Genomic DNA, 21,076 nt, shown 5'->3' with positions numbered 1-21,076 from the left:
GCCTTTTTACGCCATTTTTTGTACCTCCTGTGTACCTCACCACGAAAATCCGAGGATTATCGTTGGCAAGGTCGTGGAGAACTTTTACGCCATTTTACGGGATTTTACGGAGTTATACAAAAATATTGGAGAAATAAGGAGAAATAACATGAGTAGCAACATTGAAATCAGACGAATCTGTGCGTGGTGCAAGCAAGAATTCATTGCGCATAAAACAACTACAACCTGTTGTTCGCACAGATGTGCAAACCTTCTGTATAAACAGAAGAAACGTGAGGCTTCTATTAAGGCCAACAACCAAATTGTCGAAAAAGTCATCAAGGAGAAGCCGATTGCAAAAATCAGAGACAAGCCTATTCTTACTATCACAGAAGCTGCCACATACATAGGCGTAACCCGACCTACTCTTTATGGCTATCTGAAAAGAGGTGAACTTAAAGCCATCCGACTTGGATATAAGTTTCTATTGAAAAAGGAGGATATTGATAACTTATTCAAGAAGTCTATAGAATTTAAGATTCCGGTAAGAGACAAACCTTCCATTAATGATTTCTACACCACCGCCGAAATCAAGGAGAAGTATGGCGTAAAGGATTCCTGGATATTTCATATCGCTAAGGAACATAATATTCCACGAACCTTTCACCGTGGAAAACCTATTGGAGCAAAAAGCATATTGATGACTACTTTGCAAAGAAAGCTCCCGATCCTGAAATCAAGGAATGGTACAGCACGCAAGACATGCAGGAGAAGTTCGGTATGACACTGACGGCCATCTATTCTTTTGTTTCAAAGAATGCCATTCCCAAGAAGAAGGTCGGCATCATGGTGTACTACTCCAAAAAGCATGTGGACATTGCCAAAGGTCTCATTGCCCCAGAAGAGCCCAAATACTACACCATTGCCGAAGCGATGGAGCGATTCAATCTGACACGAGACCAACTCTACCATTATGTGAAATACTATAATATCCCCCGTATCAAGGTCGGTAAATATACCAAGATCCTGCGGGCAGAGTTGGACAAGTTCTTTGAGCCTCCAAAGATAGAATGAGTCGAAAGTTATTTTCCGGTGATAAATACCACCATTAGAACACCTATTTTATTTGCAACAAAAACAAGTATTAATCAAAAAACAATATAGCTATGACACTTACATGCACCAACGTAACTTTGAGACAAAAGCCATTGCGTAACGACCGCATATCTCTTTATCTGGATTATTATCCGGCCATCCGCAATCCTTATACGATGAAGATGAGTCGCCGGGAATTTCTCGGCATCTACATCTATGCCAAGCCAAAGAACGAGCAGCAAAGAATGTTCAACCAGGATATGCTGAACAAGGCAGAAGCAATCCGCTGTATCCGTGTCCAGTCGCTTATCAATGAAGAATTCGGGTTCCTGGACAAGAACAAACAAAAGGTAGATTTCCTCGCCTATTTCCGGACTAAAGCACGAGAAAAGTATGAGAAATGGGATTGCGTTTACAACCACTTCGAGAAATTTGTCGGTGGCAAATGCACCTTTGGTGATGTCACCGTGGAACTGTGCGAGAAGTTCAGGGATTACCTGCTCAAATGCAAACAGATCAATCATCCTAATGCTTATATCTCACGCAATTCGGCAGCAGGCTATTATTCTACATTCCGTGCCCTATTGAAAATAGCCTATAAAGAGAAGATGTTGCGCGAGAACTTGAACGACTTTCTGGAAAAGATAGAATGGAAAGAGGTCAAGAAAGAGTATTTGACACTTGATGAAGTCAAGAAACTGGCAGCTACACCCTGCAAGATTCCAGTCTTGAAACAAGCCTCCCTATTCGCTTGCATGACCGGCCTCCGTATCAGTGATATTTTGAAGCTGGACTGGCGTGACTTTGAGGTTGGGCCGGACCAAGGCTACTACATCCGTATCTGCACCGAAAAGACAGAAACCGAGGCCACCCTCCCTATCAGTCAGGAAGCACTGGAGTTGTGTGGCGAATGGGGCACCGGAAAAGTCTTCAAAGGCTTAACCCGATCCATGACTCATCATCCCCTGAAACAGTGGATAGCCGAAGCCGGAATCAGAAAACACATAACCTTCCACTGCTTTAGGCATTGCATATTCTCTTATTCACTGGAAATAAGAAATTTACAAGAAGTAAACCTTTAGACAGGTAACGATTTAGAAATGAGCTAATTTCTATTATCTGCCTAGTTTTGCATTAAGTCAAAAGAACATTTTCCAAATTCAAATATACGAAATTTATGTTTTATAAGCAACAATACAGTATGATTTATAGCAGCATCAAACTTTATTTGTCTATTTTATTTTTAAATTCTATCTCTAAAACATTCATAAAATAAAATGAGGATGATCAAAAATAAAAAGTCATCCTCATCTTACCTACATCTCTTTTTTCTTACTCTGCCATTCGTCAGCAATTGCATTCCAGTCTATTCTACGATTTTCAGATCCAACCCAAACATTCCAGAAATCAGGGTCATCAGACTGAGGACATTGATTTTTGGGTAATGTTCTCATTTTAACCATGACAGGTAACTCGGATGCCCATCCCAATAATATTGCATATTGAGAAGGTAATGATGGCATTTCACGAAGTATTCCCCTCATATTATCAGGTAACAAACGGCTAACCAATTCCTGATCTCTGTCATTGGATATACGATGTAATAAAAAAGAATTACATTGCGACAACACAGTAGGAGATAATTCGGATGGTCTTTGAGATGATAAAACCAATCCTAATCCAAATTTTCTCCCCTCCCGTGCAATCTTCTCAAATACTTTACAACATTGAGTAGTTGGTCCAGTATTCTCAGCATCATCATTATATCGTTTTACAAAATAATGTGCTTCTTCCATAACCAATACGGTTGGAAGGCATTGCTTATTCAATTTGAGATATCTCTGCTGTGCTTCAAAAATCATGCGAGCAATAACAGCTGTAATAATTCCTGTTACCTCTGACGGAAGTAACGATAGATCAATTATTGTTAGTGACTCTTCATTATCAGAACCTATATAATCTTCTAGCCACTTACTCAAACTAAGGCTTTCATTATCAATAACTTTTCTTACGCGCACATCTGTCAATAATGCCTTGATGCGAGGCATTAATGTCACTATATAATCTGTTGTATTTAGTATCTCTGCATTAGCTTCAATAGAACGAACAAAGTTTTCTCCCGTAAATGGTATAGGGCTGTCCTCATCAATAGGAAGAAGGTCCTCTTCTTTCCCTCCTGCTTTGGAAAAGACACATTCCATTAAAGTAATCAATTCATTGATTTCTTCTCTTGTATAAGTGTAGTCAATATAGCCATCTCCTGACCTATTAGTACAGAATTTTAATATTTTGGAATTTAAGTTGATTAATGATTCTTTTAATTCATCTGAAAATTCTTCTTCTGCCTTAAATCCCTTACTCCACTTTACTAAAGAATTATGAAAGCCGAATGCAGGTCTTTTAACAAATGGTGCTCCTTCTTTAACACTAATATTAATAGCCTGTAAAATGACTTTAATATAATTGGAAAGTTCTTTTTCTTTAGATAGACATTCCACATTAATACCACTTCTCACCGTTTTTAGCGCATGAACAATTGTAGTTCTATGAGTTTTGGGCGATGCCTTAGTAAATCCACACCATTCATCTGTGTTCCATAACCATAATGGAACTTCTAGTTGCTTTTTCCCATCTCCAGTTTCTAAATTCACGGTATAGACTTTTGCATCCGTCTTATCTGAAAAAGCTTTACTATATTCTCCATTTGGATCTAAAATAATAAAACGACAATTTATTGATTTTGTTTTATCAATAAGTTGCTCTTTGGCACTTTCAAGTGACCAGCGTATCAATCCTGCCACAGAACAAGATTTTCCACTTCCGGTATTACCCAATACTGCAAGATGGCGCCCAAACAAACGGTCTGGATCAATCATTACTTTAGCATTGCTAATTAGTGGACTATTACCTATATAAACGCGTCTATTATCTCCTGATTCAATAATAGAACGTAACTGCTCTTCGGTTGGTAATATGACAATATCTCCAACAGATGGGAATGTTTCAAGCCCTCGCTTAAATTGATAACTATCATTTTTAGCGACAAGAGTTCCTACTGGTTGAAGCTCCATTTTCCTTAATGGGAAAGGTAAATCTATCAATCCAAAATCTTGAAAACCACTACGTTTAGGATAAGGAGACCGTTGAATAGTAATCCATGATACTTGACCAACAACAAAACCAAGGTCTATAGGTATCATAACATAACCATTTATACGCGGAAAGTTTCGTGGTGTTCCTGTATTTAAGGCTATACTATCAGGAGACTCTATATCCAATTGCACCTCTATCCTATCTGGAGAAATATATTCCACTGTACCTATACGTAATGAAGCAAGATATTCAATTGGTGTTGTAATCATAAGCTATAATGTTTAAGATGTTTTTGATGTATTTGCTGCAGATGAGGTAAGTGGTGTTATTGAAGATACAACAGGAGCTGCTCCAATACGGTGCTGTAATAGTTCAGCCATTCTAATAGTAGTCCGATCAATAGCAGATTTAGGTAAATAATCATTTGCCAAATTAGTAATGTCTCCCAAATTATTACCAATCAAAATTGATATTTGGGCATAATGTGCTACTTCGTAATAGAACCGCAGAATACGCCCTATTGGATCGTTGAACGAAATAACAACTAGATGGGTTGATGGTATAGTAAGCATATCATGAATTACTCTATTTATGTGCTCATCTCCAAATCCATAACCATAAGTGACCAAAGTGCTATTCGGTCTACAAATAGAAGCAGCAAAATCACGGAACAATTCAACGTATGGATATTCAGCGGTTTCACGATCTTTTGCAGAATTGGGGTAAATCATCAGTTTTAAGGCATTTGCTCCATATAGTCCAGGTGCTTTTAAATAGGCCTCTATGTCATCTGCTCCAAACGGAAGCCCTATACGACGTATTGCACCACCATTCTGTATCCAATCTACAGATCCATGAAGTTTTGTCAAACGTGCAACGCCTTCCAAATAGCGAGGTTCTCCTCTAATTCCAGGCGGATTGTAATGAATATCCAAGTTTAATCTTGAAGACCTGAAAATAGGCATCATTGTGCCTACAAATCTATCCATTAAATGAATACCTGCTAATTCAGCACCAATTTCAATCAGACGATCATAGTTAGTTGTGAAAATGTTCAACCTCTCCCTATTCCCTGTGCGACTAGCAAAACTAAGAAGGAAATTGACTAGTACTGAATATGCATTTTCACGTTTTTCTTCATTCGCAGTTGCTATTCCGTTTTCAGACTTTAATATAGACTTCGCAAACTCTGAAATTATTACATTAAGTTCTGTTTCTAATTCTTTAGCATCGCCGTCTTTCTTTAGAATTTTCAATCCACGAAGTAAATCATTTGCTGTTCGTATTTGGTCTTCAATATTACCACTTCCACGCCCACATGCTTTTGCAGAGACTTCCGCGGCGCTTTTAATTTCATCTTCATACTTGGTAAATGTAGTTGCTCCCATTGTAGTACCGCCATTTGATCCTGCTAAGAAACTTATAGCATTTGTTATGCCTGAGCCGCAAAGCAGTGACAAATGTTCAGATTGAAACAATGAAGTTAGCCAGGGCTCAATTCGATTACGAAATACAGAATTTGTAACAGTTTCCGTATTATTAAGTCCCCAGTCAAAACCACTTGTATTCAAAATAGTTCCATCTTTATCAATAAAAACCAACTCATGGTCATCACGGGTTTTAATGATATTTCCACCAGCATTAAGCAGTGCTTGAGCTTCATCTATTTTTTGTTTTATACTCATTTTATAAACTTTTTATATCTTCAGAAAACATTGCCTTAAATATAACTAATTAGAATATAAAAATAGACATTATTTCTCAAAAATTTCATTATTGCAGTATAAAATAGTATCTTCACCCCAAATTTTTAGTCATGATAATTACAATTGTATCTTTGTTGGATCAGGTTCTAAATATAAATTTACCAACGTACAAAGACTATGAGTTTTTCTCTAGCCTATTTGAATCAAATAATAAAAAGCAAATATTCACCGTTCAAGTTGCAAATGAGAACTTTAGGTCTCGTCTAAAAATATTTGATGAGTTAAGTAAAATAAAGAAAGATTGCTTAAAAATAAAATCTGTATTTGAAAATATACCAGAGAACAGTAAATTTGTTGTTGTATCTGGTAAAATTGATGATGCCATATTACTATATAATTTAAAACAGGAAGTAAACAAATTAAATGGTATCACAACAATACCTTCCAATTTGGATAATACCAAATACCAGATAGCATCATTATACTATACACAAACTTTTAATGGCAATACAAAAAAAGGCATTATATAGGAGAAATAAATAAATATAATCGAGTTTGTAGATTTTGTAACAATAAAATTCCAATAGTATCTTTCAAGCATACATCTCATGCTATCAGTGAATCTTTAGGAAACAAAAGTATTATTTGTCTTGAAGAATGCGATAATTGCAATGAACGGTTTAGTAGAACCATTGAACCTGATATAGCAAATATGCTTTCATTTCTTTTGACAATTCATTCTATTCATGGCAAAAATGGTATTAGAAAAACAACAGGTAAGAATTTTAAAATATCTTTGGACGAGTCAACTAAAAGTGACACAAATATAGGAACAATAACAATACAAATAGATAAAGATCTTCCTGTAAATATAGAAGATTTTTTCAAAGAGAAATTGTTACTAGATACCAGTTCATTAAAATTCTTACCTCAAAATGTTTATAAATGTTTATGCAAATATGTTATTAGCGTTATTGAAAAGCGATATTTACTTGAATTCAAAGGAACAATTAATTGGATAAATTCTTCAACAAAATATTGTAAATTACCATTAGTTGCCATTGGTGATGCTAAAACCCCAATTGATACTCCATATTTGATAGTTTCAGTACGAAAGACAAACGATTATAATTATCCATTCTGCTATGCTTTATTTGCAGTTGCCAACATAGCTTTTGCATTTATTATACCATTTTCTTCAAAAGATAAGTATCATTTTACAACACAAAAAAAATATGAGAATTTTCAGAAAATGATTCAATCATGGTATAAAGGATATAATTGGTCGTTCAATAATTTATCTTCTTCAAAAGCTACATACACACCAATAGATTTCATAATAAATATACCTTCAAAATAAATTAGAAAAACTTTATTTTAAAGTCAATAAGCCTATAAAAAGGGAACTGTAAATATATGAATTCTCTATAAGTTATAAGTAACCCAAAATAAGTTACAAAGTTGTTAATCATATAATATTATTTAATAAAAATCCAGCTTTTTAAGCTCCACAGACAAGTTTTTCCGTAAAAGCGAATTTATTCGTAGGAACATCATCATCAATAAATTGACGACCATGTTCCTACTATTGCATAAGCATAGAAAAGGGCTTTGCGTCACGCCTGAACCATGTTCAGACTGATGATGCAAGGCCCCTTTCTTTTTTTTGCTTATGCCACAAGCGGTGCTTTTACGGCTGTTACCTGTTGATTTTCTTTTTTTGTCGCTTCCTCTAATCGAAAACGGAAGTCATGGGTAACCACACCTTCCATAAATGAAAAGTGCCATTACCCATGACGGCAAACCGGAAAGAAAATTGCAACCGCATAACTAAACAGGTTTAGCCACACGGTTGCAACATACTTTCTTGGAATGTTTGCCGGTTTCACGTTTTCGCCGTATCCCTTTTTTTGACATTTCCTTTCTTTCTTTTCCCGGAACATTTCATATCCAATATACCTCCACATCCGTTTACCTCCATTTTGATGGTCTTTCAGGCAGTCGCATCAGGTGGATCGTTCCCGTTCTGGGTGCAAAGGTAAATCCGGGATTGGGATGCTCAATGGTTTTTAGAAAAAATCTCCAGCCCTGCGGGTAGTATTTTTTCTTTGAAAACCCTTGCTCTACCCACTCCCTACCTTTTTTGAAGCACCCGAAACGAAAACGACCGAAGCGACAGAAAGACGCATTAAAAAAAACTGTCGGATAAACGGGAGGCATATAAGGTTGGAAACTCAACTCCCTCAGCTCTCGAATCCGCATTAAAAATAAAAACAAATGGATATGGAAGCAGCAGTAGCAACAAAATTCGTGAAGTGGGAAGTTCCGACATTGGAAAGCCTACATGAGTGCAAGGTTTACAGACTTCGTATGAAAGTGAACAATGGCGAGGTGCTGAACAGAGAGGAAAAGAATTGGATAACCGAAAAGGTAAACGGCAATACCTATTTCAAAAGTGCGATACCATTGCAAGGATGGCGGTTTGACTTCTCCAACATACTGAGGACATTCCTTGTAAGCCAGTACGGACAATGGAGAGAATACAAGGCTATGGACAAGACGGCACTCCGCAAGATATTGTACGGAAGAATTGACAGAATTGTAGAACTTGACAAACGACACCCAAAATGACAGCAGCAATGAACATAAGACAGACAGCGCAATCCATTGGACTTGCAGTATTCGCATTTCTGTTGCGCTGTTTCCTTTGGATAGTCAATATCCTTTGGTACATCATCAGAGAAATAGTCTGTGGAGTATTCCGAATGGTTATCAATGTAATGGTATTCATCATATTCCTCATTGCCATTTTCGGCTTTTTCCTATGGCTACTGACACTTTGAATTAACTCCCAAAAGCATAACATTATGAAACGATACAGCAAGACAGCAGCGCAGCAATGCAGATTTTACGAGGTGGACAACATCTTTGAGTATATGGTGGAAACCTACATCAACGGCAACCATTCAACCCTAAGAAGGCTATACCACGAACTCAACAAGGAAGCGAGAAAGGATTTTATCGGTTTTCTTTTGGTGGAATGCCCCCACAATACCACACGGAGATTTTACAAGAGATTGTCTGACCACATAAAGGAACGGATATGAACAGGACAACGGAAAAGATACCCACATGGAGTTTAGCCTACATCATCAATGGCGATGCAACCGCACTCACAGACGATGAAGTTCAGACAATAGACAGATGGATGAAGCAATGGCAAGTACAAGATGTTTCACCCCTCACAGATGAAGAAGGGAACGCACAGCCTTATTTCACCCATTACCCCCTTTTCGGACTTCCCACAGAAGTGGAAGATTGCGAGATACTTTATTTGAACGACAACCCGACTAAAATTTGAGATTATGATGAAAGGAACAGACCATTTCAAACGAACCATACAGATGTTTTTGGAGTAGAGAGCAGCGGAAGATGAACTATTCGCCAAAAACTACCGCAACCCAGCCAAGAACATAGACGATTGTGTCACATACATTCTGAACTATGTGCAGAAAAGCGGTTGCAACGGCTTTTCAGACGGAGAGATTTACGGACAAGCCGTTCACTATTACGATGAAAACGAGATTGAAGTAGGCAAGCCTATACAATGTCAAGTAGTTGTAAACCATGTGGTGGAACTGACAGAAGAGGAAAAGCAGGAAGCAAGAAGAAAGGCGGTTGCCCAATATCAGCAGATGGAACTCCAAAAGCTACAGAACCGCAACAAGCCGACAGCGAAAAAAGAAACACAAGTCCAACCCTCATTATTTGATTTTTGATATGAAACCGAGAACACGCATACAGAAAGAGGTAGTCCGTTTGTCAAGCGGACTGCCCGAACTGACAGACAAGCAGAAAGCATACGCTTTTGAACATTGCTTCAAGCATCATGCCTACCGCACAAAAGGCGGAACTATCACTTGTTCGGAATGTGGACACCGCTGGAAAGGCGGACACACTCTTGCGGAAACTATATATGGACAAAGGAAGAGGTCGAGGCTGTGACAGACTTGCAGAGAGAGTTCAACGACTACCTTGATTCTTTTCGTTCAATCGTTAGCTATGCAGCCCAAATTTACGGTTTCTACCATGAGATAACCAACCTGACTGAAAACATGGGAGAGTTTACCCGTCAACTTGCAAGGAGTCCCGACAACGCATTGGCTGTTGCATTATCCACAAACAGGAACAAGATATACAGAGAGCTAATCTACAACTCAGTAGAGATAGTAAATGATATACGGACGACGTGCCTGTCTGACAATAAGATGACCGAGAAAGAACGCATGGAGATAGTGTTCGGCATTCGTCCTAAGTTGCAATATATGAATAAGAAACTGCAAAGGCTAAGTATGGCTGTTAAATATACCTCACTTGGTGACATCTGGGCTGAAATCAGTGAACTGGAACGTCCTAAAGCCAACAAAGCGAAGATAGTTGAATCAGCGATGAGACGCTGGAAACGAAGTGGGAAAGCTGGAAAATATTGATAATTAAAAAACGAAGAGTATGGGATTTTGGAGTTCTTTTTTGAAATACGGCGGAAAGGCTGCTACGGCAACAGGTAAAAGCATCGGTGGCGCAGTCCTGCATCCGTCTCAAACATTAAGGGGCGCAGGAAGTGCCATGAAAACTGCTACGGTTGGTGCAGCAGCCGGATATGCAGGTTGGGAGAAACTGACTACGGACAAAAGCGTAGTACGAATTGTCAGTGATGCAATAGTTGGCGAAAAGACCAGTGATGCGATAGGTAACACTTTGGATTCAGCCGGAGCCAAAGTAAGCAACCTTACGGACAAAGCGGAAAGGGCCATTGATGGTGTCAGCCAGTCAGCTGAAAACTTATCGTCTTCTCTCGACGGAATTTCCAGTTTTATTGGAGGAATTGGTGGAGGCAATGCTGGAAACATGTTCGAGAACTTTTTCAGCAATCTTGGCAAAGGCAAAGTGTCAGGGCTGAGCATAGTAGGATTGATTGCCGGAGCATTCCTTGTCTTCGGAAGGTTCGGATGGCTTGGCAAAATAGCGGGAGCCCTATTGACCATGATGCTCATAGGTAATAACTCCAAACAGCAACAGGGAATTACAATAACCGAAACTGCGAGGCATTCACAATCACAAGAGGAACAGCAAGGCTACAGCAGTGGAATCAGACGATAGGATTTAATAAATTATGATATGAAATATACAGAAGAAATGATCTTGCAATCGCCAAGTGGCTACTGTATGCCCTTCGAGGAAGACGAAGGCAAAGATATAAAGGTCCTTATGGGCTATGGCGAACAGAAAGATACTGCAACCGGGAATACGTTCTTCAATCATGGCATAGACTTCGGAATCAGTCATCATCCGCTGGCTGCACTGGCAAGCGGTATCATTTCCGGAGTTGGGAATGATAGAGAACAGGGAATTTACCTGACTGTTCGATATGGGAAGTATGAAGTATCCTATAGTGGCCTGGCAAACGTATTCGCCCAGTTTGGACAAACCGTGAAAGCAGGGCAACCTGTTGCTGTCAGCGGAAACAGTTTGCATTTGGCAGTGAGCTTCAATGGTGAAGAACTGAATCCGATAGAGTTTCTGACGATGCTGTATGGTAATATTCAGGCCACAAAATTCTCCAGAGACAAAGAATTATCCGGTATGGGTAATTTTGATAGTGGGCTGAAGACAAAATATGATAAGGACAAGGAAGAAATAGAAGAACTTATGCTTCGTTTTCTTCCTGTGTATATGAAAGATCTTTTCCATGGAGACTACATCGTACCGGAATATACTGTACAGTCTCTAAGAAATGTGTTCTCGGTAGGAGCCATAAAGAATTATTTCTATGAAACTATGCCAAGCATGGCAAATCCTTTAGGAATTGGCAGCAGGGCATTGCCGTTAGCAAATAAGGTTCAGAATCTGTTGATTGCCGACTTCTTGAACTATCTCGCTCTCAGACATAACGTATATATATCCTCTATGAGCGAAGAAGTAAAAAAAAACTTCAGGCCGAAGCAATAGTTGATAGCGGTATCGTTGACCCTTTAGCCGAATTGGATATTGATGTACAGAGTTTTGATATTCCGAGAATAGTTTCTGTATATCCGGACCGTGCTGGAGTTCGTTGGTGGACCAAAGCATTGTTCAACAACCATGAGGAAGGTGAAATGTCTGTAGAAATTGACAAGGACAGCGCAATCAGATTCATCCAAGACAGAATAGAAAAAGACAAATGGCTGGAAGAGTTCTTCCCGAAACAAATGGAAATATACCACAATGCCATAGAACAAACCAAAGAACAACTGTTGAAACAACAGAACTATTAGTATATGAACGAGATAAAGAATAAGGAACGTTTTGCCGAAATAGAAAGGGTGCTGGATGATTACTTCGACCTGCATATCGCACCTGTTATGCGTGACACGGAAGAATATCTTCAGAAAAAGCAACTCGAAGAGATGGCAGAGTATTCAAGAAGTCCTGCCGGTATTCTCAGTACAATGGCATCTGCACAGAATCCGATGCTTGATCCATATCAGACGTTGAAACTGACTGGTGAATGGAACTCAAAGACTACTGAAGATTATATTGCAATGTGCAATGATAAGGTTACTGGTAATGAAGACTTTCAGGAAGATCTTGCAATGCTGGCCAATGAATGGCGTTCTACAGTGGTTTCAGAAGTTGGCAGAGAACGGTACGATGAACTTTCTTCAAATTTGGGAGGAGACCTTGCATACGCATACATACAGTATCGCATTGAACAGATGATGATAGACAGACTGGTAAAAGACAGTATGCCGAAATCTTCTGCGGAGTACATCATACGAAAAGCTGCACAAAACAGTTTATTGGGATTGGCTTCTACCCTTAACCAATCGCCTCTTGCCGCAGAAATAGAGCAACGGGGTGAAGCAGCATATAAACCATCAAAAGCTGAAAAAGGTGCAGGATGGGCAATCGGAGCGGGCATGGATGCCATTTCATTTGGCGGTATTGGCAGCTGGGGAGCTTTTGCACGATTTGTTGGATTTGACCTTGCTATCAATGCAATTGCGTCGCCAAATGAAAAGGATAAGCCTTTATCGGTAGAGAATTGTATCAGTAAAGGCGTTTTCGGAAGTGATATTAATGTCTTTGTCGATTTTCGTAAACAGGCAGATAAAATAAGCAAAGAACAAAACGAATATATCATCGCTACCAATGAGCGTCTTTCTCAGAAGATAGACATTTCTACTTATGACTTTTCAGAATGGATGACAAAAAATTCTCCAAACATGTTTTCAAAATTCACACAATCTGTTCAGAATCAAAAGGAAAGATATAAAGATGTCCCCAAAGTCATAGCACCGGGATATGAGGAAGCCTATCTCAAAGGACTTGAACAGAGGACCGCTGAGAAAGAGAGGAAAAGATACGATGTCTTCAAATCTTCAGGTACAAAGTCCCCTACTGATGAGTCTTCTGCACCTGCGGAATCAACTGTATTTGAACAACAGGATAGCAACGTAGTACAATATCATGAAGAGAGAGAGGTTCAGCAAACGAATGAAAACGGCTGGGAAGGTTTTGTGTCAGCATTGGGACTTGGTGACTTTGGTGCAGTTACTAAAAATCTGGGATATGTATTTTCCATGTTGCCCGATATTCTGTTGGGAATATTCACAGGTAAAACAAAATCATTGAATATTGGCGATAATCTTATACCTATTGCCAGTATAGTTGCCGGGGCTTTTATAAAGAATCCTATTCTCAAAATGCTGATGATAGGATTCGGCGGTGCAAATTTATTGAACAAAGCCGGACATGAAGTCCTGGACTGGCAACAGAATAATGCAAATAACAGCAAGAGCAAGAAGAATATCCGTTATCGCATCTATCAAGAAGAAGCTCTTAATCCTAGAATTTCCAACCCGATATTGCAAGGAGGTAATCTCATTGCTGTAATAGATAGAATCCCATGTACAATCCAATTGCCTGAAAAAGTGATTGCCGCATACAATGCAGGCGCACTGCCTCTTAACACTCTGGCTAATGCAATTCTAGCAAAGTGCGACCAGACTCAGCAATTGGCAGAAATGAACTATGAGAACAATGATAGAGAAACTATCATAAGGACCAGAGGAATACAATGACAGGAAATATGAAAGAGAAGACAAAGTTTGAAATAAACGCAGCAGAGAAACAGATTGAATTGCTTTCCAATGCATTGAGTGGAGCAGCTGAAGCTGGTGGTCACTGGCTCAACGTTTCAGGAAAAGGTTATCCATGCTTCTATCCGACAGGAGTATCAGTGAGTCCATTCAATGCCTTGTTCATGGCGTTGCACTCAGACAAGAATGGCTGCAAAAGTAATTTATTCACGTTGTATAGCGAAGCCAAAGCCAGGGGTGCATCAGTGAGGGAAAACGAAAAGGGCGTACCGTTCCTATTCTATAATTGGAATAAGTATGTAAACCGGAATAATCCCGATGAAATAATATCAAGATCTGACTATGTACGACTGGCTCCGGAAGAAAAAGCTCAATATAAGGGTATACACAATGCAGAAGTGCGGACATTGTTCAATATTGATCAGACTCTGTTGCCCTTTGTTGACAAGAAAGAATATGAAGAGGCCTTAGGCAAATACGGCAATAGTATTGAACAGGGATTTGGCGAAAAGGAACTCAGAGAGTTAAGGCCACGATTCAATAATTTTCTGCAATCCATCACTCAGAATCTGTCCCCTATCCGCACTGATGCCAGTGGAATAGCTCATTATGACACACAAAAGGATGCCATATACATTCCTCGTCAGAAAGACTTCATACATTACACAGACTATGTACAGGAGGCTCTACGGCAAATTGTGTCTGCAACCGGTCATCAGCAGCGTCTTGCCAGAGAAGGTATGATTATGAAAAATGGTATTCCTCCTACTGAGGATGCTGTCAAGCAAGAAAAACTGGTTACCGAAATCGCTTCAGGGATAAAGATGCTGGAGTTTGGTTTGCCTGCCAGATTATCTGATGCCAGTCTTGAACTGACAGATTATTGGAATCGGGAACTGAAAGAGAATCCCAATCTGATAGATGCTATCGAAAGTGATGTCAACAACGCTCTTGAAGTAATACGTAAAGCAGAACGCGGAGAGAAGATTGAGTATGCCACTTTGCGCAACCATAGGCAGACCGAACAAATGAAGGGACAGATGCCGAAGCACTATATTGTCGCTGACGAAATCAAGAAATATCCGGACAAGGATAATAAGACCATCGTTCTTGTCATTGACAAAGAGAAGGGTATTGCAGATGTAATACTCCCTGCAGGTGCATCGCTGGAAGTGAACAATGAAATAAAGGGCATGAATAAACAACGTATTCAGACAGCGTTGGAGAAGAATGGAATGAGAGAAGTAAGATTCTACAATCCGGACGGTGCCTTGGGATTTAGGCCAGATGATAGATATTTCGCAGAAAAACAGATTGAAGTCGCGAGACTAAAGAACTGGGCATTGGAAACACTCTCAACAATAAATGCAGCCCCTGCCGTAAAGAAAGCTGAAGAAATGTCATTTGAGCAGGTTCAGATGGTGCAAGATGACAATAATCGCTGGGCACTCTTCATCAAACCAGAGGGTAAGGATGGCTACAGTGTCTATCCAGACAAGGAAGACCTTAACCGTTTTTTCACTACTTTGAGGCAATCATTGGATAATATTGATAAAGTACGTGACGAACTTGCAAAGAAATATTATACACTTGCTGAAAGCAAACCTGACCTGAAAGTGGATCTTTTCCATACAGCAGACGAGAGCATTGACCTTAACCGCATACAGCGTGTATCTGTATTCAAAACCAAGAATGGAGCCATACTCTGCGCAGCAACTATAGACAGCCAAAAGCTGCAACCACGGGTGTCACACCGCAGCAGTGGCAGCAGATGTGGGTGGCGGAGAACAGGGATACGTTCAAACAACATCTTGCCGCAACTCTTTATGCAGATGTCCTGAAAAAGGGACAGTCACAGGAACAGATTCCTTCCGAAAAGGAAACTGATGAAGCTGTCCAAAAAAATATTCAGGACAATCTTGAACCTAGCAATAAGCCTGAACAGGTAACAGAGAAATCAGAAACGGCAAAACAATGGGATAAAATCAAGGACAAACATCCTGATGCCGTTCTTCTGTTTCGTACTGGTGAGAAATATAGAATTTACAATCAGGATGCTGAGAAGACTGCAAATATATTGGGTTTGCCTATTCAAAAAGATTCTGACAGTGTATTTGAAAAAGTAGTCGAATTTCCATTGCATTCTCTTGACAGTCACCTTCCCAAACTGATTCGTGCTGGGGAACGTGTTGCCCTTTGTGACAAACTGGAAGAAAAGCATAAGATGACAGATGAAATTACCTCTGCACAGGAAAACGAGAAGCCCCATGGTCTGCGCAGATAAATCAACAACTATATGAACAAGAATATACAGTATGCAGAACAATATGCCGAAATTGCCATGGAGCAGATGCGCAAATATGGCATTCCGGCATCCGTTACTCTGGCGCAGGGAATATTTGAAAGCAGTAATGGTCAGAGCCAGTTAGCTCTTAATGAAAACAACCATTTTGGCATAAAGGCCACTTCCAAGTGGATAGAACAAGGAGGACGATATGGCTTATATACTGATGATAAAGCAAATGAAAAGTTTTGCAGCTATGACAGTGTTACTGAGTCCTATGAGCATCATTCGATGTTTCTTGTAGAGAATAAGCGTTATTCCAACTGTTTCAAACTATCGCCTGATGGCTATAAAGGATGGACTGAAGGCTTAGCTGATGCCGGCTATGCAAGTGGTAGTAATTATGCTGACAGCCTTCAGAAGATCATTGAGATTAATGGCCTGCAAAAGTATGACCAGATGGTTATGGAAGAATTGCATTCCGAAAAGAAAGAGAAAGTGTCTGAGCATGAACAAAAACACTATTTTTTCCTGTAAAGAGGGATGAGTTCATGTTTGTTACTTCTCCTTTCGGTATGCGTGCTGACCCTACTACTGTAGGATCTGGGCAAGTTATGCATAAAGGTATTGATATACGTTGCAATAAAGACGAAGTTTTAGCTACAGAAAACAATGGTAAGGTCGTAGCAGTCAATCAAAACATCAATGCGCCTGGGGGTAAAAGTATAACGGTAGAATATGAACGGGAAGACGGGAGCAAGATTCAGAATGTATATATGCATTTGTCGGTTATTGATGTCAAGTTGGGCGACACTGTTCAAGCTGGACAGAAACTTGGTGTTTCCGGAAATACGGGTACACGAACGACCGGCGAACACCTGCATTTTGCTGTGACACAAATTACTGCTGATGGCTCGAAAAGGGATGTCGATCCAGCAATTTATCTTGCTGAAATTGCAGAAAAAGGCAACATCGAAACAAAGGCACTGCATGATGGCAATGATCTATTAGCAAAATATAAAGCTGATCCTGCACATGCACAGCGTGATTCCAAAGTTCAGAGTCCTGAAGAATGGATGAAAAAGCTTCTTTCATCAGAAGACAGTGGTGTCGGCTTGTCTGACAGCAATGATCCTATCATTGATATGGTCGTCACTGCATTCTCCTCGCTTATGGCACTGGCTGTCATTATTGACAATAAAGACGAAAAAAGTCAGCTGGCTGCTGTTTCGGACATGGCAAACCGACGTACGATTGATTTGACATCTCTATTACCCAATATGAAGACCTGTGATATCGTTGTCAATGAGGACAACAAGGCTGTTTTGAAAGCCGACAATGGTAATGTGCAATTCATGAGGGAGTTGTCCTCAAATGAATTGAGTCGGCTCTCAGTAATTCTCAACAATCCCAACCTGTCTGACGAGAGTAAACGTATGAGAATTGCCGGAATGGTCAATTCCATCGTACTCTCATATCAGGTATCGGAAAATTTTGAGCAATGTCTTTCTGAACAACAGAATAGGAATGAGCAAATCAGAAGATAATGAAGCGCGTGATGATTTACATAGGAGTATTGATTGTCGGACTATCCTGGACTGTGCTGTATACCTATCTATGCTATCGATTATTTGGATCTGTGGCTACACTCGTGATTATAGGTATACAAATAATTCTTGGTTTAGGCATAGTCTTTATAAGAATTCGTGGACCGGATTAAGTTTGTGTTGTCGGTAGTTCAGTTTAACAGACAGAAAATGGTCAAATGGTCTTTGGTTAAATTCAAACTACAACAATATGATTAAATGTGATGTGAAAATCTGCGGAACAGTCAGCAGAGCAGCAGAAATGCGCACAAACAAGAATGGAGAGTCTTATATGGCATTTGCCATGAGCGTAACGATTCCTGCAAAAAGCGGCAATGGGAAATTGATTGATATTTCGGTCAGCAGTAATGGAGATGAAAGAGATTTGGCAAGTTTTGTCGTTGGGAAAAGAGTTGAAATATCAGGTATGCTGACATTCAAGAAGCGTGGTGAGAATATCTATTTCAATCTCTCTGCTTCATCGGCCAATTTTACCGGAGTTTCAGGCGAAGATTCGATTAAAGGCATTATGCTTTTTCGAGGTAAAACAGGCAAGAGTATCGATGAACGACAAGACAAGAAAGGGAAAAGCTATATCCAGTTTTCTGGCTTTACTACAGAAAAGGTCAATGATAGTTTTGAATATTTGTGGGTGAGGTTCTTCAGCTTTACCGATAAGCGCGAAGGGTGGCTTCAGCCACAGACTGCCATTGAAGTCAAAGGGGATTTGGACCTGTCTGTATATAACGACAAACTGAATGTCAGTTGCAAGATAACAGAGATGTCGGAGTATGTGAAACCGCAGTACAATCCTAACAACTGATGGATATGGCAGGATATAAGAATTATAAAAGTGATGAAAAATCCAGTGAAGATAAGGCTCTTGATCTTTTTGCCGAGATGATGATTGAACGTATTGAAACCATCAGCAAAGATTGGAGCAAACCCTGGTTCACAAAAGGTAGTCTAAGATGGCCTAAGAATCTGTCAGGACGTGAGTACAATGGTATGAATGCGCTTATGCTCCTTATGCACTGTGAGAAAAATGGTTATACAATACCTCGATTCTGCACTTTTGATGGCATACAACGTCTCAATCAGCCTAATGGGAAACAGAAAAGCAGCGATAATCAGCCAAGAGTTTCCGTGAATAAAGGAGAACGGTCATTCCCTGTGATGCTTACCACTTTCACTTGCATTCATAAGGATACAAAGGAAAAAATCAAATACGACGATTATAAGAACCTTTCCGAGGATGAAAAGAAAATGTATAATGTATATCCAAGAGTGCAAGTCTTTCGGGTATTCAATGTGGCCCAGACTAATCTTCAAGAAGCCCGTCCTGAGCTTTGGGCAAAATTGGAAGAGGAGAACTCTTTAGGAATTACAGAAGAAGGCGACAAAATGACATTTGAACCTATTGATGTGATGATTAGGGACAATCTTTGGATTTGTCCGATCAAGACACAATATCAGGATCATGCATACTTCTCCATTTCGAAAAATGAGATTGTCGTCCCGGAAAAGAAACAGTTCAAAGATGGTGAATCTTTCTACGGAACAGTTTTTCACGAAATGACCCATAGTACAGGAATCGAGGGACAGCTTGACCGTATCAAGCCGACGGCTTTCGGCTCAAAGGAATACGCCCGTGAAGAACTTGTTGCAGAACTGGGCAGCGCGTTGGTTGCCCAAAGATACGGAATGAGCAAAGTCTTGAAGGAAGATAGCTGTGCTTATCTTAAATCATGGCTATATGAGTTAAAGGAATCTCCGCAGTTCATAAAGACTACGTTATTCGATGTAAAAAAGGCGACCTCTATGATCACACAAAAAGTGGAAAAGATTGCAGAAGAATTGGAAAAGGAGAAAAAGGAACAGCAGGATAACAAGCAAGGCGTGAAAGTTGAACAACCAGTATCCAACGCAAAGATTTTCTATTCTTCCGTTGCCTACCTGCAATCATCCGATGACACTTCCCGACTGGACGAATTCCGTGACAAGGGCAATTATGAGGGATTGCTCCGAACTGCAAAAGAGTACTATGACGGAAACGGCATCAATGAGCAATATACCTTCTCCTCTCCTATCAGGAACAAGGGTGATGATCTGCTGGTAGAAGACAAGGATTTTGCCGTTGTATATAACAACAGTGTGGGTGGCACATATGAAGTTATGTTGAAATACTCCGAGCAGGAAATTCGTAATCACATAAAAAGGTATGGTACCAGACAAGCAAGCGACGATATAAAAGAAGTCGCAAAAGATATGGTAAATGAAGAGTTCGCCAAGATGGTTAAACAAAGGGTGCCGGCCATTGAATTGCCAAGCGGAGACACGTTGTATTTTGCCTATAACAGGGAAAACGATTCTCTTGATTTCGGAACTACATGTAATGCCGGTCTAACAGTCAGCCACAGTTTTCCCTATGACCATGACTCTTCACTTGATATGAATGTCCAGGTGGCTAATGAAAAATTAAATGAAATGAAAGATTATCAGGCACAAGACGTCGCATACAGTTATGGAATGCGGCGATGACTATAAAGGAAGAGTTTTCGCCATTCAGCCGTAGGTAACGAGGTCTCCTACGGCTGAATGGTAATATATTCAATGATTCAATGCCTTTAACCGTAGAGTCTCAATCAGCTCATATATCTTATCTTCTGCGTCTTCCATATCAGTTACAATATCTTTGATATGATATGGGGCACCATGCTTTCCATGCCCATCCTCACCAATCCACAAACTGGCTTCGTAATCTGGGTCAAATCCCTCATAATAGTGCTCGATATTGGATATAAGGGAGTCAATCTTCCCGTTAAGCATATTGACACCGAAATTGAAATTCTGTCCAAATTTGGTATAGCGTTGGAAATCAAAATGGACATTTGACAGCTCTTTATCGTCAACCTCTACGTTCCATCCTGCATATTGAGAAATATCAATGATTCTTTTTAGGATTCTTCTTGTATTCATATTGTTATCAGGTTTTAAGTGGGGAAACCATGAGAATTTCCCCACATTTGGATTAGTCTGTTATCCGGAAATAATATTCCTGCTCCTCGTCCGACCATTCAGAGGTCATTTCGTCAGCTTCACGCCAAAGCTTATCATATAGAATGGCCTTCTGTCTATCAGTCTCATGCCATTGCCAAATCTTATGATTGAGTACAAGGCACACAGGGGATA

General features: G+C 39.8%; 14 protein-coding genes and 7 pseudogenes. 18 read left to right on the top strand and 3 right to left on the bottom strand.

What is annotated here, in order from left to right:
- Positions 1 to 148: 148 nt before the first annotated feature.
- Positions 149 to 1,053 (top strand): annotated as a pseudogene (locus ACU52_RS10615) (helix-turn-helix domain-containing protein).
- 92 nt (positions 1,054 to 1,145) lie between these two features.
- Positions 1,146 to 2,156, top strand: a complete 1,011-nt coding sequence (locus ACU52_RS10610) for a site-specific integrase (protein ID WP_053398759.1) — start codon at positions 1,146 to 1,148, stop codon at positions 2,154 to 2,156.
- Between the two features lie 234 nt (positions 2,157 to 2,390).
- On the opposite strand, the gene ACU52_RS10605 is transcribed toward ACU52_RS10610, so the two are convergent.
- Positions 2,391 to 4,436, bottom strand: coding sequence for an ATP-binding protein (locus tag ACU52_RS10605; RefSeq protein WP_053398758.1), 2,046 nt, complete (start codon positions 4,434 to 4,436; stop codon positions 2,391 to 2,393).
- Between the two features lie 12 nt (positions 4,437 to 4,448).
- Positions 4,449 to 5,852, bottom strand: coding sequence for an SIR2 family protein (locus ACU52_RS10600; protein ID WP_053398757.1), 1,404 nt, complete (start codon positions 5,850 to 5,852; stop codon positions 4,449 to 4,451).
- A 131-nt stretch (positions 5,853 to 5,983) separates the two neighbouring features.
- Here ACU52_RS10600 and ACU52_RS10595 point away from each other — a divergent pair, with 131 nt between their 5' ends.
- The 16 genes and pseudogenes from ACU52_RS10595 to ACU52_RS10515 all read left to right on the top strand — a co-directional run bounded on the left by ACU52_RS10595 (position 5,984) and on the right by ACU52_RS10515 (position 20,425).
- Positions 5,984 to 6,403, top strand: a complete 420-nt coding sequence (locus ACU52_RS10595) for a hypothetical protein (RefSeq protein ID WP_053398756.1) — start codon at positions 5,984 to 5,986, stop codon at positions 6,401 to 6,403.
- Between the two features lie 182 nt (positions 6,404 to 6,585).
- Entirely contained in the window at positions 6,586 to 7,233 is a 648-nt protein-coding gene (locus ACU52_RS10590) for a hypothetical protein (protein ID WP_053398755.1), read from the top strand.
- 923 nt (positions 7,234 to 8,156) lie between these two features.
- Positions 8,157 to 8,504 carry a hypothetical protein gene (locus ACU52_RS10580; protein WP_053398783.1) on the top strand — a complete coding sequence of 116 codons (348 nt, stop codon included), beginning with the start codon at positions 8,157 to 8,159 and terminating at the stop codon, positions 8,502 to 8,504.
- A gap of 236 nt (positions 8,505 to 8,740) precedes the next feature.
- A pseudogene (locus ACU52_RS10570) lies at positions 8,741 to 8,958 on the top strand (hypothetical protein).
- Positions 8,959 to 8,976: 18 nt separating this feature from the next.
- Positions 8,977 to 9,234: a DUF6926 domain-containing protein gene (locus ACU52_RS10565; protein WP_005650248.1), complete on the top strand. Its 258-nt coding sequence runs from the start codon at positions 8,977 to 8,979 to the stop codon at positions 9,232 to 9,234.
- A gap of 7 nt (positions 9,235 to 9,241) precedes the next feature.
- Positions 9,242 to 9,652 (top strand): annotated as a pseudogene (locus ACU52_RS10560) (PcfK-like family protein).
- Between the two features lies 1 nt (position 9,653).
- A pseudogene (locus ACU52_RS14825) lies at positions 9,654 to 9,854 on the top strand (PcfJ domain-containing protein); the annotation flags it as partial.
- Positions 9,845 to 10,363: pseudogene (locus ACU52_RS10555) on the top strand (hypothetical protein); the annotation flags it as partial. The pseudogenes ACU52_RS14825 and ACU52_RS10555, both read left to right, overlap by 10 nt.
- 19 nt (positions 10,364 to 10,382) lie before the next feature.
- Positions 10,383 to 11,033, top strand: a complete 651-nt coding sequence (locus ACU52_RS10550; protein ID WP_053398752.1) for a hypothetical protein — start codon at positions 10,383 to 10,385, stop codon at positions 11,031 to 11,033.
- 18 nt (positions 11,034 to 11,051) lie between these two features.
- On the top strand, positions 11,052 to 11,882 hold the full coding sequence (locus ACU52_RS10545) for a M23 family metallopeptidase (protein ID WP_053398751.1): 831 nt from the start codon (positions 11,052 to 11,054) through the stop codon (positions 11,880 to 11,882).
- An 11-nt stretch (positions 11,883 to 11,893) separates the two neighbouring features.
- Positions 11,894 to 12,187: a hypothetical protein gene (locus ACU52_RS10540; protein WP_164487895.1), complete on the top strand. Its 294-nt coding sequence runs from the start codon at positions 11,894 to 11,896 to the stop codon at positions 12,185 to 12,187.
- A gap of 3 nt (positions 12,188 to 12,190) precedes the next feature.
- A complete protein-coding gene (locus tag ACU52_RS10535; RefSeq protein ID WP_053398749.1) occupies positions 12,191 to 13,996 on the top strand; it encodes a hypothetical protein in 1,806 nt (601 codons plus the stop codon).
- A gap of 8 nt (positions 13,997 to 14,004) precedes the next feature.
- Positions 14,005 to 16,298, top strand: a pseudogene (locus tag ACU52_RS10530) (MutS N-terminal domain-containing protein).
- 12 nt (positions 16,299 to 16,310) lie between these two features.
- Positions 16,311 to 17,845 (top strand): annotated as a pseudogene (locus ACU52_RS10525) (glucosaminidase domain-containing protein).
- A gap of 250 nt (positions 17,846 to 18,095) precedes the next feature.
- A complete protein-coding gene (locus tag ACU52_RS10520) occupies positions 18,096 to 18,707 on the top strand; it encodes a hypothetical protein (protein WP_053398748.1) in 612 nt (203 codons plus the stop codon).
- A 5-nt stretch (positions 18,708 to 18,712) separates the two neighbouring features.
- A complete protein-coding gene (locus ACU52_RS10515) occupies positions 18,713 to 20,425 on the top strand; it encodes a zincin-like metallopeptidase domain-containing protein (protein ID WP_053398782.1) in 1,713 nt (570 codons plus the stop codon).
- A 69-nt stretch (positions 20,426 to 20,494) separates the two neighbouring features.
- Here the strand turns inward: ACU52_RS10515 and ACU52_RS10510 are convergent, their stop codons facing one another.
- Positions 20,495 to 20,863: a hypothetical protein gene (locus tag ACU52_RS10510; RefSeq protein ID WP_053398747.1), complete on the bottom strand. Its 369-nt coding sequence runs from the start codon at positions 20,861 to 20,863 to the stop codon at positions 20,495 to 20,497.
- Positions 20,864 to 21,076: the final 213 nt, after the last annotated feature.

Source organism: Xylanibacter rarus, assembly GCF_001275135.1.
Taxonomy (GTDB): Bacteria; Bacteroidota; Bacteroidia; order Bacteroidales; family Bacteroidaceae; genus Prevotella; species Prevotella rara.
This window is presented reverse-complemented; position numbering and strand designations above follow the sequence as displayed.

Excerpts from the sequence above, each read along its gene's own strand:
- ACU52_RS10550 (WP_053398752.1), top strand. The coding sequence starts at position 10,383 with ATGGGATTTTGGAGTTCTTTTTTGAAATACGGCGGAAAGGCTGCTACG.
- ACU52_RS10600 (WP_053398757.1), bottom strand. The coding sequence starts at position 5,852 with ATGAGTATAAAACAAAAAATAGATGAAGCTCAAGCACTGCTTAATGCT.
- ACU52_RS10535 (WP_053398749.1), top strand. The coding sequence starts at position 12,191 with ATGAACGAGATAAAGAATAAGGAACGTTTTGCCGAAATAGAAAGGGTG.
- ACU52_RS10605 (WP_053398758.1), bottom strand. The coding sequence starts at position 4,436 with ATGATTACAACACCAATTGAATATCTTGCTTCATTACGTATAGGTACA.
- ACU52_RS10580 (WP_053398783.1), top strand. The coding sequence starts at position 8,157 with ATGGAAGCAGCAGTAGCAACAAAATTCGTGAAGTGGGAAGTTCCGACA.
- ACU52_RS10565 (WP_005650248.1), top strand. The coding sequence starts at position 8,977 with ATGAACAGGACAACGGAAAAGATACCCACATGGAGTTTAGCCTACATC.
- ACU52_RS10590 (WP_053398755.1), top strand. The coding sequence starts at position 6,586 with ATGCTTTCATTTCTTTTGACAATTCATTCTATTCATGGCAAAAATGGT.
- ACU52_RS10510 (WP_053398747.1), bottom strand. The coding sequence starts at position 20,863 with ATGAATACAAGAAGAATCCTAAAAAGAATCATTGATATTTCTCAATAT.
- ACU52_RS10545 (WP_053398751.1), top strand. The coding sequence starts at position 11,052 with ATGAAATATACAGAAGAAATGATCTTGCAATCGCCAAGTGGCTACTGT.
- ACU52_RS10515 (WP_053398782.1), top strand. The coding sequence starts at position 18,713 with ATGGCAGGATATAAGAATTATAAAAGTGATGAAAAATCCAGTGAAGAT.
- ACU52_RS10520 (WP_053398748.1), top strand. The coding sequence starts at position 18,096 with ATGATTAAATGTGATGTGAAAATCTGCGGAACAGTCAGCAGAGCAGCA.
- ACU52_RS10610 (WP_053398759.1), top strand. The coding sequence starts at position 1,146 with ATGACACTTACATGCACCAACGTAACTTTGAGACAAAAGCCATTGCGT.
- ACU52_RS10595 (WP_053398756.1), top strand. The coding sequence starts at position 5,984 with ATGATAATTACAATTGTATCTTTGTTGGATCAGGTTCTAAATATAAAT.